Genomic DNA, 17,193 nt, shown 5'->3' with positions numbered 1-17,193 from the left:
GGTGTCGCGCTCCGCGGTGCTGGTGGCCAGCGTCAGCGACAACTGGGCGCGGCCCAGCGTGGCCAGCGCCGCCTGAGCACGCTCGGCGGAGATCGCGCCGCGCATGTCGCGCTGGTAGAGCGTGTCCGTATCCTGTTTCAGCTGAATCAGATTGATGATGCCGGTGAGTCCGACGGCCGCGCCGAACGCGTAGATCAGCACGAATGCCGCAGACAGCCGCATGACCAGCGGCAGGCGCGCCAGTCCTTGCCACAGGGATTTGGCTCCCAGTCCAGGCAGACCCAGCTTGATGGCTTGCAACACGAGAAACACTCCTTCGGGGCCGCGACCCCGTCACTCCATGACCCGATGCGCTGCGGCACGCCGGCCTCTCGGTCATTCCCTGGGGAGTGCGGGGCGTGGGTCGTGCTGCAGTGCAGCGCGATCGTCGTGCATGAATGTGACGATAACGTGACACCCCTGAATGGGTGACGTCGTCATACAGGTGACACATTGTTGTCATGAAATGGCGGGCGCTCCATTTATCGTCCGCGCCGGAAGCCGCCCCGTGGCATCACGCTGCGCGGTCGATAACCTGTCATTCAACCCTTATCCGCATGTCATGCTGACCGTCGCCTCCTCGTTGGCCACGGCCCGAGAGGCTGTGTGCCTGCCTTCGTTGCAGGCGGTATTCCAGCCAATCGTGTCGCTGGGCAATGGGGACATTCTGGGTCATGAGGCGTTGATTCGCGGCCCGGCCGCGTCGTTGCACGAGATGCCTGACGCCTTGTTCCGACTCGCGCAGGCAAATGGGACGACCGTGGAGCTTGAAGTGGCGGCGGCCCGTACCGCGCTCGATGCGTGGTCGTCGCTGAACCTGCCGGGCAAGCTGTTCCTGAACTTCAGTCCATTGACGCTGCGCCATCTTCTGGTCGGGCGTGGACACACCATGGCCGCGTTGCTGGGGGCCGATGGCATTGTCGGCGGTGCGGCGGCGATCGCACCTTCCCGGGTCGTTATCGAGATCACGGAGCAGACTGCCATCGGCAATGCCCAGACCTTTGGCCAGGCCATGGCGCTGCTCGGCGAGCTAGGCGTGCATTACGCTCTGGATGATTTTGGCTCGGGCCATGCCAATCTCGACATGCTGGCCGATCTGTCGCCGCAGTTCATCAAGCTGGACAAGTCGCTCGTGCGCGGGATAGATACGTGCTCGCGCCGGCTGGAGATACTGCGCGGGATGCTGCGCATGATGGGGGCATTCGGTGGTCACGTGATCGCAGAGGGCATCGAGCGGGTCGAGGAATTGGCCATGGTGCGGGATCTTGGTGTTTCCGCGGGCCAGGGCTACTTTTTGGGGAGGCCAGTGGCGCTGCCTGAACCGCAGGCGTCGCCGGAGGTGCGGGCTGTGCTGGCCTCGCGGCAGATCGCGGTGTTTCCCCAAGCCTTGCGCACGGGATGGTCGGGCATGACCGCCGGGCAACTCCTGCGCCCCGCGCCGACGATCCATCCCACCACCTCCAATAACGACGTCCTGGCGCGGTTTCACAGCCAGCCTGATCTGCACGCGATGGCAGTGGTGGACGAGGCAATGCGGCCGGTGGCGATGATGAACCGGCAAATCCTGATTGACCGCTACGCCACGCCATTTCATCGGGAACTCTATGGCAGGAAGGCCTGCATCACGCTGGCCAATCCGGCGCCAGTTTGCTTTGACCGCCGCACCAGCCTGGAGGATATGGCCGAGCTTTTCGCGGGCGAGCAATCCCATGTGCTGGCCGATGGTTTCGTGATCACTGATCAAGGCAGATACGTGGGTCTTGGCACCGTGGCCGATCTGCTACGCGCCACCACCGAGGTACGCATGGAGGCGGCACGTTACGCGAATCCGCTAACGTTCCTGCCCGGAAACATCCTGCTGAACCAGCATGTCGACCGACTCATTGCAGCCGGCAGCGCATTTCATGCGTGCTATGTCGACCTCAACCAGTTCAAGCCATTCAACGATCGTTACGGCTACTGGAAGGGCGACGAAATGCTGAAGGGCGCGGCCGCGATTCTGGCGCAGGCATGCGATCCCGCGCGCGACTTCCTCGGGCATGTCGGCGGCGACGACTTCCTGGTGTTGTATCAGGGGGACGATTGGGAGGTGCGTATCCGGGATGCCATTGCACGCTTCAACGATGCAGCACTGATGTTGTACTCGTCGATGGATCGCGCTGCTGGCGGTATTCACGGCGAGGACCGGTTCGGCAATCCGGCGTTCTTCGTGCCGGTAACGATGGCCGCTGGCGTGGTCAGTGTCAGTGCGGAAGCAATGGCGACGCTGCGGCTCTGCAGCCAGCATATCGGTGCGGCCTCGGCGGTGGCCAAGCGCAGCGCCAAGCGCGCGCCATCAGGCGTTGCGCGGATCGATATCGCCGAACTGGCTGCGCGCGGCGTGCTCGATATCTAGATCTGGATTTTCAGACGGATCTACGCAAGCGATTTGAGCATCCGCGCTGGGGTCGATGACGCGGAGGCCACGCGAGCCGCAGCGGACAATTCGTGGCGCGCCGCTTGATCGAGGATGTCCAGCCGATACCCCTGGGCATAGACGACGCTGACCGTGACGCCGGTCTCCGGGCACAGGTTCAGGGTACGGCGCATTCGCGATACCAGCCCGGCCAGCGCGCGGGAGTAGGGCGGCAAGTCATGGCCCCAGATCGTATGTTCGATGCGGCGGCTGGCCAGGATGCGGCCCGCGTTGGCGAACATCAGCATGGCCAGGTCGAACTCCTTGGGCGTCATCGGAATCCGGTCGCCATTGAGCGTGGCGTAGCGACCGGGGTTGCTCAGCTCGTATGGCCCGGCGCGCAACGGTATGGCTCCGCGCAAGCGCGTGCCGCTCATGCGCCGGCGCAATGCGGCGATGCGGGCCAGCAGCACACGCGCAGCCAGAGGGCGGAGCACGTAGTCGTCCGCGCCGGCATCGAGGGCCTCGACGAGGTCGTCGTCGTTGTTTTCGCTGGCAAAGATCACGATTGGCACGTCGCGGTTGCGCACGGCCCGGACGGTGCGAATCACGTCGATGGCGGAGATGTCGGCCAGTTCACGGTCAATCAGGAGCATCTCGTAGCTGTCATGGCCGAGCCCTTGAATCAGGTCACGCCCGGCGTGAAAGACGTTGCATTGGTAGCCGGCGACGGCAAGGAGTTCCTGCAGCGGATGCAGGGGCGACGAGCTGTTTGCCAGCAGCGCGATGTTCGTTCGGGCATTCATGCGACATTCTCTGGAAAGCGAAGTAAACGCGTTGCAGCGTATCCAGCGTTTGTAGGGCGAACAATCGGTGTTTCCTTAAATGGATGGCGTTGACGTAGGAATGAAACGAAATCGGACATCCGCCTGGCGACGCGTGCGTGGCGTCGCTTATCCACAGATTGTGTGGATAACTGCGTCGGCGTCTGCGCCAGTCGCGCCGGGTCATGGGAGCGCATCGGTCTGCCTAAAAATTAGGCAGCATGGATTCGGGGGCGTGGCTCGGGGATGTTTGAAGTGATGTGCTGTGCCAGAATAGCGTCCATCCCGTCCGGCCCTGGCTGCCTATGTTGACCCCTAGTGTGATTGCAGCGATCGTCGTGTCTCTTCACGTGCTGGGCGTGATCGCGGCGCTGCACGCCGTCATGACCGTACGCACTGCGCCCGGGGCCATCGCCTGGGCTGGGTCGCTGGTCATGATGCCGTACTTCTCGCTGATCCCCTATCTGATCTTCGGACGAAGCCGCTTCGCGGGATACGTCAATGCGCGGCGCTTCAACAATCACCGGCTGCGCGAGATCCGACAGAACATGAGCACCCAGGAGCTGGATTCGCTCAGCGCCTGCCTGGTGATGAATCCCGATCAGGAATGCATGCGCGCATTGCCGCGCCTGACTGGCATGCCATGCCTGGGCAATAACGACGTGCGGCTGCTGGTCAACGGCGAGGCAACCTTCCAGGCGATTTTCGCCGCGATCGATGCCGCCACACAGGTCGTGGTGGTCCAGTTCTTCATCGTTCACGACGATGAACTTGGACTCGAACTGCAACGCCGCCTGTGCGAGCGTGCCAAGGCAGGGGTCAAGGTCTATTTCCTTTACGACAGCATCGGCTGTCACGCGCTTGGCCGGGCCTACCTGCGTGCATTGGAGGAAGCCGGCGTCAACGTGCGTTCATTCGCCACGCATCCCGGCTTTGTCAATCGCTTCCAGCTCAACTTCCGCAATCACCGCAAGCTGGTGATCGTCGATGGCGAGCGCGCCTTCGTCGGAGGCCACAACGTCGGCAACGAATACCTCGGTCGCAGGCCACCACTCGCGCCCTGGCGGGATACCCATATCGAGATTCGCGGCGCCGTAGTGCTCGAGCTGCAGATGACGTTCGCCGAGGACTGGTACTGGGCCGCGCACGAGGTGCCCTACCTGTTGCTGCCGCCGCCGAGGCGCTTCGGCGACATGGTGTGCCAGATCGTGCCATCGGGGCCGGCGGATGCGCAGGAGACGTGCTCGCTGTTCTTCGTCGAGGCGATCCAGGCCGCGCGCAAGCGCATCTGGATTACGTCGCCATACTTCGTGCCCGACGAAGCCGTATCCGCGATGCTGCGACTGGCAGTGCTGCGTGGTGTGGACGTGCGCATCCTGATACCGGCCCGGCCGGACCATTACGTGGTCTATGGAGCGTCGACTATCTATGCCCACCAGGCCGTCTGCGCCGGCGTGAAGGTGTTCCGGTACCAGCCGGGCTTCCTGCACCAGAAGGTCATCCTGATCGACGACGACGCGGCGGCCGTCGGCACCGCGAATTTGGACAATCGTTCGTTCCGGCTCAACTTCGAGATGATGGTCATGACGGCTCACCCGGAGTTCGCGGCCAGCGTGGCGGAGATGCTGGAAGCCGATTTCGCGGAGGCCCGTCAGATCGACCGCGAGGACTTCCTTGGCGCGCCCGCCATCCTGCGTGTGGCGATGCACGTGGCCAAGCTCTTCGCTCCCATCCTTTAGTGACGCGGGAAATACGCGAACAGCGCGGGCCAGCGGTGCTGGAAGTGGTTGTGTACACTGTCTACTATTGTTATTCGTTGCCCTGGACGCTGTCCGCATGGGAGCTAGCATGAATCGAACCGCCGCGCCCACATCGCCCGCACCGCCGACACCGCCCACGCGCACCACATATCGCCATGGTGACCTGCGCCGCGCCCTGCTCGAAGCAGGCATCGATCTGGCACGGCAGGGCGGGCCCGATGCCATTGTCCTGCGCGAGGCGACACGCCGAGCGGGCGTCGTGCCGAATGCGGCATACCGGCACTTTGCGAACAGACAGGATCTTTTGCAGGCAGTGCGCGCGCACGCGCTTTCCAGCCTGGCGATAGCAATGGAAGCGGAGTTGGCGGCGATTCCTCCCGATGCCGCGCCTGCCGAGCGCGCGCGGGCCAGCCTGCGGGCGGTAGGCACGGGCTACCTGCGCTTTGCCTTGGCTGAAACCGGGCTGTTTCGCACCGCATTCTCGGTTCCCGACGATGTGGAGGAAGATTCCGATCCGGCAAAAGCCGGTAATAGCGGACTGAACCCATTCGAACTGCTCGGCGCGGCGCTGGATCGCTGGGTAGAGGCAGGCCTGCTTCCGGCCGAACGACGTCCGGGTGCGGAGTACCTTGCGTGGTCGGCCGTGCATGGTCTGTCGATCATGCTCATCGACGGGCCGCTGCGCGGTCGGGCAAGGGAGCTGGCGGGAGTGATCGGGCAACGACTGCTCGATCTGGTGGAGAAGGGTCTGTGAAAAAAGATGCCACGGGACGGGGACCGCGTGGCATCGTGAAGCCTGTGTTTCAGGGGGAGGGTCGACCCTGAAACCGGGTGGGTCGCCCGTATTGCACGGGCGAGAGGCAGTGTAAGGAGACGATTCTCATATGAGAATCGGAATACTCCGAATTTTGGACTTCTCGATGCGGCTACTGTCTAAGTGACTGTCGGAAGTCAATTCCGACCGGATATCGACAGGAGGCTGTGATGAGGGGCGCCCACGGGTGGGTCCTGGCGGCAGTGACCGCGGCAACGATGCTGGGCGGCTGCGCAACGTATCCCGGCTATGACAGTCCGTACGGTTATGACCCCAACTATCCGCTGGGCGACCTTGGTTCTGTCTACGGTGGGTACCCGGGCTACGAGTATGACTACGCGTATCCCTATTGGTACGGTTACCCGTACGCGTATGGTGGCGGCTATCCGTACTGGCCCGCTTACTGGCCGGCGTACACTGGTGGCGTGTTCTTCGGCAGCTTCTGGTATGGCTGCTGTCACACCTCTTATTACCGCTACGGATGGTATGGGCGTGGGTACCGTGGATACTACGGGCACGGCTGGTATGGGTATCGCGGTGGCTACTACGGCTATCGAGGGTCGCCGGGCTATCCTGGGTATCGCGCGTACCCCGGCTACCAGGGCGCAGGTGGAATGCCAGGATGGGGTGGCGGTGGTCGGGGCGGACGGAGCGGTGGTGGCCGCGGAGGCGGACATCGCTGACAGGCATCACCAGCACTTTTCAAGGAGCCGACGATATGAGCAAACTGGATTCCACCAAATCTCTCACACCTGCTTCAAGAAAGGCACGCGAGTCGCATGACCAGAAGGTCGAGCAGGAACTCGACGAGGCCTTGCGCGAGACATTTCCGGCCAGTGATCCGATCGCGGTGCATCCTGTGCCGCACGAACCGGCCCACAAGGGGCCGGGCGGAAAAGGGTGATTGGAAGGCGTGTGTGAGCGTTAGCGAAAGTGGCCAGGCAACCAGGGCAACTGGCGCACTTTAGGGCAACTGGCGCAATTGCCCGATGACGGACATCAGTCGGCCGTGCGCGACCGTGACCGCGGCTTCATCCTGTAGCGCCTCCTGATAGCGCTTGCGGAAGTCCACGTCGCCACGCTCGCTGAACAGCTTCTGCGCGGCGGCGGCCACGGCCCGGCAGGTTTCGTCGTGATGTTCTTCACCATCGAGTTCTTCGTCGATCTCGATGATCAGTCTCGATAGTGGATCGAGCCAGCGGAAGAAGGATTCCTCGGTCACGAGTTGCACGAACTGGCCGGCTGGAATCGGACCGTGCAGCCGCTCGTACTGGCCACGGTCATAACCGATGACTTCCTTGTGAACCTGGAGCAGCGCCGCGCGCAATGCCCGGAGCCCCAAGCGGCGGGTTTCCTGGATCGCAAGGAACTGTTCGCTGGGCATGTCCATCTTCACTTTCCTCTTCAATGGCAGGCCGAATGGACATGATCATCCGTGGCATCCTCCCGGGGCCGCCAGAGCCTGCCCGCTAGTGTTATCGGGCACACGCGTACACAGCGTGATGCTGTGTACGGTGCGAAGTCAGTATAGGCAGCGGGGCAGGCGCGATCTAGCGTTGAAGCCTAGCGAAATACCCGTATTGCGGCCCCGCGACAAAGCGTGCCGGGCTTGCTGCGCAGGCGCTCGCCACGCCTCGCGCATTGCAGTGCGGCACTCGGCCGCACGGGCGGGGTGGGCGAACGTGGCGCTACTTTTGTGGCTACTTTCTTGTGGCTACTTTTGCGCGGGTAGCGACTTCAGCAGTTCAACGAGATACGGCTTCCATACCTCGGGGTGTTGCAACGTTTGATGCCCATATGTGTTCTCGCTCTCGGGCAACTCCACGTACTTGCCTTGTCGAACCTTCGGCACGGTGCGTTGCATGACGCCGAGGTCCACTGCGTTGATCATGTCGTCGGCGAAGTTCACCGCGTAAAGCGGCGCGCGGATCATGCCCAGATCCGGCTCGGGGTTGTAGTCCCATGACGATTCAAACCAGTACAGGTAGTCATTGGCGTCCATGCCGCGGCTGTCCGCCACGGTCTTGTCGACGTACTGGTTGACCTGGTCGCGCGTAGGGGCGGCCTTCTGCAACGTGGCTGCGCTTTGCGTCATCAGGGCGAACACCGGCGTGGTGCGGGTCCAGTGGGTGGGCTGCCGCGTGTAGTTGCCACCGTTCCAGTCGGGGTCGTTGCGGATCGCGTCGATCAACATCCGGCGCCACAACCAGTTGCGGCCTGACATCGCCACGGGCTGGCTGGCGATTGGCATGAGCGCATCCATCATGCCCGGATGCCGTTCACCCCAGACCCACGTCTGCATGCCGCCCATCGACGTGCCCAGTACCAGCCGCAGATGATCGACCTTGAGTCCCTCGGTCAGCAGACGGTAATGACCCTCCACGACGTCGTTGTAGCCATAGCGCGGAAAGTTCGCGCGCAGCGCGTCGCTGGGCTTGCTCGATCCGCCACGGCCGATGCCGTCGGGCATGATGATGTAGTAGCGCGAGGCGTCGAGCGGCTGGCCCGCCGCGAACAGTTCCTTCTGCATCAGCGGCGTCAGGTACGCGCGGCCTGTGCCAGTGGTGCCGTGGAGCAGAAGCACGGCGTTGTTGACCTTGCCGTCGGCGCCGCGCGTGGGCGTGCCCAGCGTCGCGTAGTGAAGCTTGACGGTCGGCAGCGTTTGGCCGCTCTGGAAGTGGAAGTCGCGCGCTTCGAAATCGCCTTCAGTGGGTTGCATCACCGGCACCGGTGATTGCGCATGGACTAGCCCGGAGGCGAATAGCGTGGCAACGGCGAGGCGCTTGAGCCCGACCGTCGTGATCATTGTCATCATGGTTGTCTCCCCCGTTCTGGTTTGCTGGTTCGCTGGCTCGAACACGCGCGCATCATACGCGCGGCGGGGGAAATCTGCAGATCAGGCCAGGGCAGCGGCCCGCCACGCGCCGGGCGGCTTGCCGAACCGACGGGCGAACGCGCGTGTGAAGGTGGTCTGATCGGGATAGCCAACGCCATAGGCGATATCGGCGAGCGACATCGTGCCAGTCATCAACCATTGCACGGCCTGGTCCAGCCGCAGGCGTGTCTGGTAGCCGTGCGGGGTATCGCCAAACGCCTCGCAAAACAGCGTGTGAAACCGACGCGCGCCCCAGCCCATGCGCGCGGCAAGCTGGTCCACCCGCAACGGCGACGCGAGATTGGCGCGTAGCCATGCATCGATGGCCATTGCCGGGAAATGCGTGGCATCGTTGCGGGCCGCATCGAGACCCAGCGCCGATGCCAGATTGCCCGCGAGCGCCGTTGCGCAATGCCAGGCGTGCTGGAGTGGCAGGTCGCCAGACGGGCGATGCGTCGCCAACGCGCGGACGCGGGCAGCGAAGCTGGCATCCATGGCGAAGGCACGCGGGTTCTCCATTAGCCGCGCGGGCAGAGCGACGGAATTGGCGGGAAAGTCCGCCACGAGCTGGAGGTTTTCGGTCAGGCCCGCGCAGACATGGTGAGCGCCCGCAGGCACCACCAGCCCGTGCTGGCCATCGACGCGATAGGCATGGCCGTCAATTTCGAGTTCGATGGCCCCATCCACGCCGAACAGCAACTGATGGTAGTCATGCGCATGACCAAAGGGTCGCGGCGAATAACGGCGCGGCTCGACCAGCGGCGAGGCGTGTTCAACGAGCTTGGGCATGTCGGGGGTTGCCCTGCGTCTGGCAGAGCCACACGCCAATACCGGCCACGGCCATGCCGAGCCACTGGAGCGGGGCGAGCCGGTCGCCGAACAACAGCGCGGCCTGCACGGCGGCAAGCGGTGGCGCCAGGAACATCAGCGCCGCCGCGTTGGCGGCCTGTCCTCGGCGCACCAGGCTGAGCAGCAGCCAGGTGCCGATCCCTGACAGCACGAACGCAGCCCAGGCCAGCGACGCCCACAGCGTCAGGCCGGTTTCCCAGCGCAATGCGCCAACCCCGCCCGTGGCGCAGACCAGCACCCCAGCCACGAGCATGGCGCCGGCATTCTGCCAGGCCGAGCTGGCGCGGATATCCGCGCGGGCGATCGAGGTTTTCTGGAGGAGGGTTCCCATCGTGATGGAGAGAATGGCGAGCACGCCCGTCAGTATGATCCATGGCGACACGGTCTGCGGCGTGCCGGCCTGCATGGCCGGAAGCACGACCAGCCCGACGCCCAACGCGCCGAGCCCAAGTCCGCGCCAGGTACGGGACGAAGGTTGCTCCTTCAGCAGCGGGATCGCAAGCAGGGCGGTCAGAAGCGGCTGCAAGGCGCCAAGTAGCGCCATGATCGAAGGGGACAGGCCATGCGCCACCGCGCCGTAGCCCGCGCACAGGTAGATGCCCTGCATCAGCGCGCCGGCCAGCAGATGGCGTGGCACCTGCTTGAGCGCAGGCCACGTGACGCCGCTGGCCATCGCCGCCACCGCAAACATCAGCGCGGCCAGAGTGAAGCGGGCCAGCAGGAACAGGTTGGCGTCGGCAACCGGAACAACGGCCTTGCCGACGATGAAGCCGGTGGACCAGATCAGGACGAAAGCCATGGCCGGGAGCCAGGCGGGGAAGGGGCGCGACATTGGTTCGAATCGGGTAGGGCCTTGGAGGAGCCTCGGGATGGCTTTTCCTGGGCCGGAGAATGGTCGGCGGAATGGTCCGCGGAATGGTCCGTATTGTCCGGGAGCCTAACCCGCCACGTGCCGGGTCGTCTTGGCGAATCCTGCAATGCCGGCGCCATGCCACCATCGGCCGACATTTTGTCATGTCTGGCTTTCGGGTAAGGTGGCGTGTCAGTCATCCGATCCACACATCAGCCCCCGCAGCCTCTGCAGCTCCGGAAACAAGCCATGCCTACGCGCTCACCGCAGCAACGCCTGATCGATGAACTGTCTCTGGTCCCGCATCCAGAAGGCGGCTACTACCGCGAGACCTACCGGGACGCCGCGCGCGTCACACGCGTGGCCGATGGTGCCGAGCGTTCGGCATCCACGGCCATCTACTACCTGCTGTGCGATGGCGCCTTTTCGGCGTGGCATCGCATCCAGTCCGACGAGGCCTGGCACTTTTACGCGGGCGACGTGCTCAATGTCCACGTGCTGGCGCCCGACGGCGCGTTCACCACGCACCGGTTGGGTAATCCGCTGTTCCAGCCTGGGACAGTCTTCCAGGCGGTAGTGCCGGCCGGCTGCTGGTTTGCCGCGGAACGCGTGCCGGGCGCGGCCGGCTATGCCCTGGCCGGGTGCACGGTGGCGCCGGGATTCGAATTCAGCGAGTTCGAACTGGCGGCCCGCGACGAACTGGAGCGGCTGGCGTCATCCCATCCACGTCACGCCGCGTTGATTACCCGGCTGGGCAAGGCATAAGCAACGGCCCGTCGCTTGCCTTACCTGTCCTGTCCGTCCGATCAACGAGGCCAACTCACCATGGATGCACGGAACGCTGTCATGCTGGCTGTCCTGCTTTGCGCCACGAATGCGATGACCGCCTTCGCGGCGACCCGGTGCGATGGCCCAGACCACAAAGTTCTCTATCTCGACGATGGCGTGACGTGCCCGAGCGGCTACCGCAATGCCGGCGAGCCGGGCGGCACGCTCTCGATCATCGGCAAGACGGCGGTCACCCGGCAGCAGGAGGAAGCCTATCTCCGGCGCCACGACGCTGAAGCCAGGCAGTTGCAGCAGGTCAGCGCCCGTGAACAGCAGATGGCGATCGCCGCTGAGAACAACCGCCGGTCCAATTGCACCATGCTGTTCAATCAGCTCCGCCAGAACGACCTCGCCATGCGTCAGGGCAACGCCTGGGACAACATGGCGCAACTCAAGACCAACCGTCAGGCCATCGTGAATCAGCGTGGTCAGCTTGGCTGTTAGTGCCGAGGACGCCACCGCAAGCGCGCGGCGACATCCGGACCAACCCTGATCCCGGCCATCTTTTCCTTGACTCGCCCGAGCTTGTCTCCGACACTTTCGCGAACTATGCGGTGATTAGTTTCCAGTCCGGCGACGTATCGGATGCGCGCCGCCGCCCCCTGAAAATTCGGAAAGGCTCTGCATGAAGGTATTCCTCTCTGCGCTACGCCCGGTTGTGCTTGACTCCCTTGGTGTGATTGTCTTTGCCGTTCTGTTCGCCATGAACGTCAACACGCTGGTGGCCACTGCGGCGGGTACTGCGGTGGCGGTCGGCGTGGTGCTTTGGGCGAGGTTTCGGGGCGAGCCCATTGCCGCGCTGCAATGGATCAGCCTGATCAGCGTGCTGGTATCGGCCGCCGCCACGTTACTGACGAACGACCCCCGCTTCGTGATGGGCAAGCCCAGCGTGCTGTATGCGCTGGTCGGCGTGGTCATGCTGCGCGGTGGCTGGATGCACCGCTACGTGCCACCGGTCGCGCGGGAGCGCATGGGCGATCTGCTGACCCGTTATGGCTACCTGTGGGCCGCTCTGATGCTGCTCACCGGCGTGCTGAACCTGGTGGTGGCAGTGGCGTTCACGGCATCGTGGCCGCTCTTTATCGGCGTGTTTCCGCTGGCATCGAAGCTGGCGCTGTTCGGGATCCAGTTCACGCAGATGAAACTGGCCGCGCGCCGGATGGGAATCGTGCAGCCCCAGGTCGGCGGGGAGGGGGCCACCTGACCCCCTCGGTGCATCAGGCTTCGTTTCATCCCGCTTCAGAACGAACCAACCCAGCTCCCCAGCGCGATCACGGCCGCCAGCGCCAGCATCGGGCCAACGATCCCCACCATCACGATGCCGCCGTAGCTTTCCCGATGCGTGGCCCCGCATACGGCCAGTAGCGTGACCACGGCGCCGTTGTGCGGCAGCGTGTCGAGTGTGCCGGCGCTCATCACCGCCACGCGATGCAGGATGGCGGGATCGATGCCCAGGTCGAACGCACGTGTCAGGTAGGTGCCGCCGAGCGCATCGAGCGCGATGGTCAGGCCACCAGAGGCTGAGCCGGTCAGCGCCGACAACACGTTCGTTGCCACGGCCAGCGACACGAGCGGGCCCCCCTCGATCGACAACACCCAGTCCCGCACGACGCCGAACCCGGGCAGGCTGGCTACCACCGCACCGAATCCCACCAGACTGGCCACGCTGAGCACCGGCAGGGCAGCAGCATGGGCGCCAGCGCCCATGCTGTCGCGCAACTCCGGCAGGCGCCGGAAATTCAGTGCGATCAGGCAGAGGATGGCGGCGGTCAGTGCGACGATAACGGACCACACGCCGCTGACTGCCTGCAACGTGGTCGCGCCCCATTCGGGCAGGCCGAGGTAGTCGGCATCCACCCGTGGCAGCACCACAAAGCTCATCAGCAGGTTCACCGCGATCACCACGGCCAGCGGCAGCAGCGCGATAAAGGCTGCTGGCGGCTCGTCGCTGCGACTGCCTTGCAGCGCCTCGGCCGGGTCGAATTCGCGTGCGGTACTGGCAAGCTCGCGGATCAGCGGGCGCTCCGCCACCTCATCGGGCGAAGCCTCCTCCTCGGCAATGGCGTAACCCTCGCCCCTGCGGCGCGCAGCTTTCTCGCGCTGCGACAGCCACCACAGCCCGAACGTCAGCATGATCGCGCTGGCCACGATACCCAGGCCGGGCGCGGCGAACGGCGTGGTGCTGAAGAACGGCATGGGAATCGCGTTCTGGATCGCCGGCGTGCCCGGCAGCGCCGACATCGTGAACGTCGACGTACCCAGTACGATGGCGGCGGGCATCAGGCGTGGCGGGATGTCTGCCGCGCGAAACAGCGCGTGCGCCATCGGCGCCAGCACAAAGAACGCCACGAACAGGCTCACGCCGCCGTAGGTCAGCAGCGCGCCCGCGAGCACCACGGCCAGCATCGCTCGCTGGGGGCCGAGCACGCGCGTCATCCATTCGGCAATGGCCGTGACGGAGCCGCTGTCGTCCATCAGCTTGCCGAACAGGGCGCCGAGCAGGAACAACGGGAAGAACTGGGCGACGAACCCCGCCGCCGTGCCCATGAAGGTCTGGGTCCAGTGAGCCAGCAGCGGTTCGCCCGCCGTGGCCGCGGCCAGCAGGGCCGCCGCCGGCGCGATGATCAGGATGCTCCAGCCGCGAAACGCGAGCCAGATCATCGCCCCCAGGGCGATAACGATGCCAAGGAGACCCATGGTTCAGATCTCCTCGAGCAGTTCGTCGAGATTGAACGAAGAACGCTGGCCGAGCGCATCGCCGTGCTCGGCCAGGAATTGCGCAGCCGCTTCACGCCCTTCGTCGCGCAGCAGGCACAGGAACGACCACTCCGCATTCATCTTCGATGCCGTGCCGTACTCCGCGATCTTGTCGCTGGCAATGCGGTGGATGCGCATATTGGCCCATTGAGCCCCTTCCGCGTCACCGGGATCGGCCACGCGCTGCAGCACCGCCATCATCCGCAACTCCTTGAGCAGCGCGGCGTTGAACGAGATTTCGTTGAGCCGGTTCACGATGTCCCGGGCGCTGCGTGGCGCGCCCGGGCGGGCCACGGGGTTGATCTGCACAAGGATTGTGTCGTGTGAGCAGCATTCCCGCACCAGCGGCGTGATCGTCGGATTGCCGGCGTAGCCGCCATCCCAGTAGGGCACGCCGTCGATTTCCACGGCCTGGAATACCGTGGGCAGACACGCCGAGGCCAGCAGCACCTCGGACGTGACCTCTGCGTTCTTGAACACGCGGCCGCGGCCGGTTTCCACATTGGTGGCGGTGACGAACAGGTGGATGGGCGCGCGCGCCAGCAGTTCGAAGTCGATGCTGGCCTGCAGGATATCGGCCAGCGGATTGCTGCCGGCGCGGTTCAGGTCATAGGGCGACCAGATCCGAGCCGCCAGATCGGCGGCGACGAACAGCGGGGAATCGTCGAGGGTCCAGCGGCCCAGGATCACGTCCAGCGGGCTGCGGCGGAACGGGCTGAAACGCGCCGTCTCGGAGACGCGCTGCCAGAAGTCCGACAGCGCCTGCCGGGCGCCTTCGGCACCGCCAAGCGCGTGGCCATGCACGAGCACCGCGGCGTTCATGGCGCCGGCCGAGGTGCCGGAAATGCCGTCGATCTCCAGCCACGGCTCTTCGAGCAGCCGATCGAGCACGCCCCAGGTGAAGGCGCCGTGCGCGCCGCCGCCCTGTAGCGCCAGGTCGATCAGCAGCGGCTCCCGCCCTGGCGGCGGTGCGGCGGTCTTGCCATCGTCGGCCATGTGTCTCTCCGTTGGGTGAATCACGTGAGGTACAAGCCGCTCTATTATTTGTGTTGCGCTGCAACTTAGGCAAGCGGAAAGAATGTCGTGTAGACCAGACGTTCCTCCACCACCCGGCGCCGCAACGATTTGCCCGCCCGGACTTCTGGCACGGTGCGGTCGGTGTAATACCGCTCGAACTCCCGGATGGCCAGCCGCGCGGGCTTGCCGGCGACATCGGGCAGCGTCACCGTGCCGGACCAGATCACCGGATCGAGCAGGTCGCCCAGCGATGGCCGGGTCACGTCGATTGCTCCAATGGCGCCAATAGTCCCAATAGCCCCAATAGCCCCGGTGACGGCAGCGGGGGGCGCGATGCGGCCAAGTCCAAGCACTTCGGGGACGATGCGCTGCGGGGCCTGTCCCACCAGATGCTGGCCCACGGTGCCGATATTCAGCGGGGCCTTCGGGTCCAGCAGGCTGTCCGCCAGCACGCGAACATCCTGCCAGGCCAGATCGCTGTCGATGGCAGGGTCCCGCGTCTGCAGCACGACTTCCACCTTGTTGCGTCCGGTCTCGCCCTCGGTACCGAATGGCGGGATAAACGAGATGTCGAGATATTCGCCATCGGCCGACCACTTCATCGGCCCGTGGGCCGGCACGGTACCGCGCAGGCTGACGTTGACCTGCGCCCCGGTGCGGGCGAAGGTGGCGCGTCGGCGCGGCAGGACCTGAGCGAAGTCGCAGAGTACGACTTTCGACACCAGCGCCTCGTCGATCGCATTTGGCTGGTAGCGGACCAGCGCCAGCCGCACGAAGGGCATATAGGTCAACCCCGGGTCCAGCTCGATATCGCAGTACCAGCAACTGCGTTCGGCGTGCCAGTGAACCCGATGCCCTACCACCATGACCTTGGGATTGCCCGCTTCCTGCAGTGGGGCCAATGCCGATGTCACCCGCGCCGGGAAGTCAGTGTCGTGGATCGACATTTTCGGCAGTACCGAATCCCAGAGCGGATCGGCACCCCACTGGGTCACGAGCCCCTCGAGCGGCAGCGGGATGCTGGCGAAATCCCCGCTGGCCGGCAATACGACGCCGAGCAGTTCGCCTTCGCCGGACGTGAACCACGGGCGATCCAGCCATACGCGCACGCCGTTGCCGAGCCGGGTGGTGTCGAAGTCCGTGTTGGTGGGCGTGCCGCTCCAGCGGAACGTCGGCACGCAGTAGCGCACGCGCGGCGCGTCTGGCGGAGCGCTGGCGGGTATGACGGTATAGGCGCCGGTGCCATCGGCAGCCCGCAGCATCGGTGCGCCTGGATCGTCGTCGGCGCCACGCACCATGCGTGGCCCCTGCGCGAATTGCCCGGTACGGGTGATGGCGTTCGGGTCCGAATAGAGGGCCGCCGGCAGGTACTCGCGGAAGCGCGTCGTAGCCCGCAGGCAGTACGACACCAGACGGCATTTCGTATCGCCGAATTCGTGCTGGTCGCCGCGCGCGCGGGGTCGTGTCGGATCGGCGATCATCGCATCGACAAGCGGGCCCAGGCTGTCGAGGTTGGGTGCATTCTCCGGTAGGGCGATCTCTGCCAGTGTGCCCTCGCATTGCGCGATCCGGGGGCCTGCTGCGTCGGCGGGGTCATCGATCCATTCGGTCCATGTCGCCTGCAACTCCAGCTTGCCCGTGCTCGGCCCATGCACCCGCACACGCGCGCCAAGTTTGGCAAAGCGATCGCCCGGGCTGCGTGCTTTGCCCAGTTCGGTCAGGAACTCCGGCGTGCAGACCGGTTGCTGCGTCGCGTGAACCAGTACCAGCGGCCGGTACGGCGTGAGCATCCATGCCGCGCCGGTCAGCGCCATCTGCTGTAGCAGTGCCTTTTCGGCGGCGGTGTCCACCCAGTCTGGCAGGCCGAACGTGCCGATCAGGTCGGGATGGACAAAGCTGGCATAGGTCAGCCTGGCGATCTGGCCCTTGGGCAGAAAGAACGTCAGCGTGCGGGCGTCGGCGTCCCAGCGCGGCGTGCCGTCGTCGGGATACGTGACCTGACAGGGCGGATCGGCGAGCAGCCCGACGCGCTCGGCCAGCACGATGCGCAGCCCGCGCGTATCGGGCCAGCGCTGGTCGAACGCCACCATCAGGACGAGTTCGTTACCCGGAATGGCGACGATCTCGGCGCCCGCGCCTAGTGACATCGGCCCGGTCACGCCCGGCAGCCGGCTGCCGGGCGCGG

The 17,193-nt window shown here is 65.0% G+C and carries 15 protein-coding genes and 2 pseudogenes; 8 read left to right on the top strand and 9 right to left on the bottom strand.

Translation table 11 applies throughout. From position 1 onward, the window contains the following. Positions 1-303 (bottom strand): annotated as a pseudogene (locus D769_RS20580) (methyl-accepting chemotaxis protein); the annotation flags it as partial. A 298-nt stretch (positions 304-601) separates the two neighbouring features. Here D769_RS20580 and D769_RS20575 point away from each other — a divergent pair. After that, positions 602-2,434, top strand: coding sequence for a phosphodiesterase (locus D769_RS20575; protein WP_051705465.1), 1,833 nt, complete (start codon positions 602-604; stop codon positions 2,432-2,434). Positions 2,435-2,454: 20 nt separating this feature from the next. On the opposite strand, the gene D769_RS20570 is transcribed toward D769_RS20575, so the two are convergent. Next, positions 2,455-3,240: a response regulator transcription factor gene (locus D769_RS20570; protein ID WP_008649059.1), complete on the bottom strand. Its 786-nt coding sequence runs from the start codon at positions 3,238-3,240 to the stop codon at positions 2,455-2,457. A 323-nt stretch (positions 3,241-3,563) separates the two neighbouring features. Between D769_RS20570 and cls the strand changes: the two genes are divergently transcribed. The 4 genes from cls to D769_RS31330 all read left to right on the top strand — a co-directional run bounded on the left by cls (position 3,564) and on the right by D769_RS31330 (position 6,736). Further along, positions 3,564-4,997 carry a cardiolipin synthase gene (gene cls / locus D769_RS20565; RefSeq protein ID WP_040011172.1) on the top strand — a complete coding sequence of 478 codons (1,434 nt, stop codon included), beginning with the start codon at positions 3,564-3,566 and terminating at the stop codon, positions 4,995-4,997. Between the two features lie 109 nt (positions 4,998-5,106). Continuing rightward, the gene (locus D769_RS20560; RefSeq protein ID WP_008649056.1) at positions 5,107-5,772 is read left to right on the top strand and encodes a TetR/AcrR family transcriptional regulator; all 666 of its coding nucleotides are present in this window, start codon (positions 5,107-5,109) and stop codon (positions 5,770-5,772) included. A 230-nt stretch (positions 5,773-6,002) separates the two neighbouring features. Beyond that, positions 6,003-6,515 (top strand): hypothetical protein, encoded by a 513-nt coding sequence (locus D769_RS31335; RefSeq protein WP_080709810.1) that lies wholly within the window; start codon positions 6,003-6,005, stop codon positions 6,513-6,515. 35 nt (positions 6,516-6,550) lie between these two features. Further along, positions 6,551-6,736, top strand: coding sequence for a hypothetical protein (locus D769_RS31330; RefSeq protein WP_080709809.1), 186 nt, complete (start codon positions 6,551-6,553; stop codon positions 6,734-6,736). A gap of 60 nt (positions 6,737-6,796) precedes the next feature. Here the strand turns inward: D769_RS31330 and D769_RS20550 are convergent, their stop codons facing one another. From D769_RS20550 to D769_RS20535, 4 genes are all read right to left on the bottom strand, one after another. Continuing rightward, on the bottom strand, positions 6,797-7,222 hold the full coding sequence (locus D769_RS20550; RefSeq protein ID WP_008649054.1) for a hypothetical protein: 426 nt from the start codon (positions 7,220-7,222) through the stop codon (positions 6,797-6,799). A gap of 324 nt (positions 7,223-7,546) precedes the next feature. Then, entirely contained in the window at positions 7,547-8,638 is a 1,092-nt protein-coding gene (locus D769_RS20545; RefSeq protein WP_040011174.1) for an alpha/beta fold hydrolase, read from the bottom strand. A 90-nt stretch (positions 8,639-8,728) separates the two neighbouring features. Then, entirely contained in the window at positions 8,729-9,496 is a 768-nt protein-coding gene (locus D769_RS20540; protein ID WP_008649052.1) for an AraC family transcriptional regulator, read from the bottom strand. Beyond that, positions 9,480-10,388 (bottom strand): DMT family transporter, encoded by a 909-nt coding sequence (locus D769_RS20535; RefSeq protein ID WP_008649050.1) that lies wholly within the window; start codon positions 10,386-10,388, stop codon positions 9,480-9,482. The genes D769_RS20540 and D769_RS20535 overlap by 17 nt, the downstream gene beginning before the upstream one ends. A 267-nt stretch (positions 10,389-10,655) precedes the next feature. Here D769_RS20535 and D769_RS20530 point away from each other — a divergent pair, with 267 nt between their 5' ends. The 3 genes from D769_RS20530 to D769_RS20520 all read left to right on the top strand — a co-directional run bounded on the left by D769_RS20530 (position 10,656) and on the right by D769_RS20520 (position 12,438). Next, entirely contained in the window at positions 10,656-11,171 is a 516-nt protein-coding gene (locus tag D769_RS20530) for a cupin domain-containing protein (protein WP_008649048.1), read from the top strand. Between the two features lie 60 nt (positions 11,172-11,231). After that, positions 11,232-11,678 carry a hypothetical protein gene (locus D769_RS20525; RefSeq protein ID WP_035883655.1) on the top strand — a complete coding sequence of 149 codons (447 nt, stop codon included), beginning with the start codon at positions 11,232-11,234 and terminating at the stop codon, positions 11,676-11,678. Positions 11,679-11,859: 181 nt separating this feature from the next. Continuing rightward, positions 11,860-12,438, top strand: a complete 579-nt coding sequence (locus tag D769_RS20520; RefSeq protein ID WP_008649043.1) for a septation protein IspZ — start codon at positions 11,860-11,862, stop codon at positions 12,436-12,438. A 35-nt stretch (positions 12,439-12,473) separates the two neighbouring features. Here D769_RS20520 and D769_RS20515 read toward each other — a convergent pair whose 3' ends face one another. The 3 genes and pseudogenes from D769_RS20515 to D769_RS20505 form a co-directional block, all read right to left on the bottom strand. Continuing rightward, positions 12,474-13,931 (bottom strand): GntP family permease, encoded by a 1,458-nt coding sequence (locus D769_RS20515; protein ID WP_008649041.1) that lies wholly within the window; start codon positions 13,929-13,931, stop codon positions 12,474-12,476. A 3-nt stretch (positions 13,932-13,934) separates the two neighbouring features. Beyond that, positions 13,935-14,987 carry a patatin-like phospholipase family protein gene (locus D769_RS20510; protein ID WP_008649035.1) on the bottom strand — a complete coding sequence of 351 codons (1,053 nt, stop codon included), beginning with the start codon at positions 14,985-14,987 and terminating at the stop codon, positions 13,935-13,937. Positions 14,988-15,052: 65 nt separating this feature from the next. Then, positions 15,053-17,193, bottom strand: a pseudogene (locus D769_RS20505) (hypothetical protein); the annotation flags it as partial.

The sequence above is a fragment of the Cupriavidus sp. HMR-1 genome (assembly GCF_000319775.1).
Taxonomy (GTDB): Bacteria; Pseudomonadota; Gammaproteobacteria; order Burkholderiales; family Burkholderiaceae; genus Cupriavidus; species Cupriavidus metallidurans.
The sequence above is the reverse complement of the archived record's forward strand: the minus strand, read 5'-3'. Positions and strand labels throughout refer to the sequence as shown.

Bases quoted from the DNA above. Each gene is read 5' to 3' on its own strand.
- D769_RS20540 (WP_008649052.1), bottom strand. From the start codon at position 9,496: ATGCCCAAGCTCGTTGAACACGCCTCGCCGCTGGTCGAGCCGCGCCGT.
- D769_RS20520 (WP_008649043.1), top strand. From the start codon at position 11,860: ATGAAGGTATTCCTCTCTGCGCTACGCCCGGTTGTGCTTGACTCCCTT.
- D769_RS20545 (WP_040011174.1), bottom strand. From the start codon at position 8,638: ATGATCACGACGGTCGGGCTCAAGCGCCTCGCCGTTGCCACGCTATTC.
- D769_RS20550 (WP_008649054.1), bottom strand. From the start codon at position 7,222: ATGGACATGCCCAGCGAACAGTTCCTTGCGATCCAGGAAACCCGCCGC.
- D769_RS20560 (WP_008649056.1), top strand. From the start codon at position 5,107: ATGAATCGAACCGCCGCGCCCACATCGCCCGCACCGCCGACACCGCCC.
- D769_RS20575 (WP_051705465.1), top strand. From the start codon at position 602: ATGCTGACCGTCGCCTCCTCGTTGGCCACGGCCCGAGAGGCTGTGTGC.
- D769_RS20515 (WP_008649041.1), bottom strand. From the start codon at position 13,931: ATGGGTCTCCTTGGCATCGTTATCGCCCTGGGGGCGATGATCTGGCTC.
- D769_RS20570 (WP_008649059.1), bottom strand. From the start codon at position 3,240: ATGAATGCCCGAACGAACATCGCGCTGCTGGCAAACAGCTCGTCGCCC.
- D769_RS20530 (WP_008649048.1), top strand. From the start codon at position 10,656: ATGCCTACGCGCTCACCGCAGCAACGCCTGATCGATGAACTGTCTCTG.
- D769_RS20510 (WP_008649035.1), bottom strand. From the start codon at position 14,987: ATGGCCGACGATGGCAAGACCGCCGCACCGCCGCCAGGGCGGGAGCCG.
- D769_RS20525 (WP_035883655.1), top strand. From the start codon at position 11,232: ATGGATGCACGGAACGCTGTCATGCTGGCTGTCCTGCTTTGCGCCACG.
- D769_RS31335 (WP_080709810.1), top strand. From the start codon at position 6,003: ATGAGGGGCGCCCACGGGTGGGTCCTGGCGGCAGTGACCGCGGCAACG.
- D769_RS20535 (WP_008649050.1), bottom strand. From the start codon at position 10,388: ATGTCGCGCCCCTTCCCCGCCTGGCTCCCGGCCATGGCTTTCGTCCTG.
- D769_RS31330 (WP_080709809.1), top strand. From the start codon at position 6,551: ATGAGCAAACTGGATTCCACCAAATCTCTCACACCTGCTTCAAGAAAG.
- cls (WP_040011172.1), top strand. From the start codon at position 3,564: ATGTTGACCCCTAGTGTGATTGCAGCGATCGTCGTGTCTCTTCACGTG.